A 1,005-nucleotide genomic window follows, 5' to 3' on the forward strand; every position below is an offset into this window, starting at 1 on the left:
GGATGCACCGGATGATAATAAATATCTTCAGATGTACCTAATTCTAAAATCTGTCCATTGCGCATAACTGCGATACGGTCCGAAATATATTTAACCATCGAAAGATCATGAGCGATGAATAAATACGTGAGATCTCGTTCCTTTTGTAGTTGCTTCAATAAGTTTACTACTTGTGCTTGAATAGAAACATCCAATGCTGAAATTGGTTCATCGGCAATGATAAAGCTTGGGTCTAAACTTAATGCACGTGCGATCCCAATACGTTGACGTTGACCGCCTGAAAATTCATGCGCATAACGATTGGCATGTTCACGGTTTAGTCCTACTGCTTCAAGTAATTCACCAATAATGTTTTTGCGTACTTTTCGATCTTTATGCATCCCGTGAATGTCAAAACCTTCTGCGATAATTTCGCCAGCTGTCATACGAGGGTTCAATGATGCATAGGGATCTTGGAAAATCATTTGCATTTCTTTATTGAATGCTTTTAATTCATCTTTTGATTTTTTACCATGAATATTTTGTCCCTTGAATAATACTTCTCCATCGGTAATATCATAAAGACGAATAATTGAGCGACCGGTTGTTGATTTCCCACAACCTGATTCACCTACTAAACCAAGAGTTTCTCCTTTATAAACGTCGAAGCTAATACCATCAACTGCTTTGATTGTACCAAAATGCTGCTTCAAATTTTTGACTTCAAGAATTTTCTCAGACATGCTGCTCCTCCTCCTTCGCTAAATAACCTTCGATGCGTTTAGCTACTGCTTCAGGTAATTCTACTTTTGGAGCATCCGGATGCAATAACCATGTTTTAGCAAAATGAGTCGGTGATACTTCAAACATTGGTGGCTCTTGTTCATAGTCGATTTGCATCGCAAACTCATTGCGCGCCGCAAAAGCGTCGCCAATTGGTGGATGAATTAAATCGGGTGGTGAACCTGGAATCGTACGTAATAGTTCATCCGATTTGTTTTCCAAATCAGGCATTGAACCAAGTAA

General features: G+C 39.0%; 1 protein-coding gene and 1 pseudogene. Both read right to left on the reverse strand.

Going from position 1 to position 1,005, the window contains the following annotated elements:
* Positions 1-722, reverse strand: a 722-nt coding sequence (locus tag DEX24_RS16980; RefSeq protein ID WP_109307523.1) for an ABC transporter ATP-binding protein, incomplete at its 3' end; no start/stop codon positions are given.
* Positions 715-1,005 (reverse strand): annotated as a pseudogene (locus DEX24_RS16985) (ABC transporter ATP-binding protein); the annotation flags it as partial. The gene DEX24_RS16980 and the pseudogene DEX24_RS16985, both read right to left, overlap by 8 nt.

Source organism: Kurthia sibirica (genome assembly GCF_003143975.1).
Lineage (GTDB): Bacteria > Bacillota > Bacilli > Bacillales_A > Planococcaceae > Kurthia > Kurthia sibirica.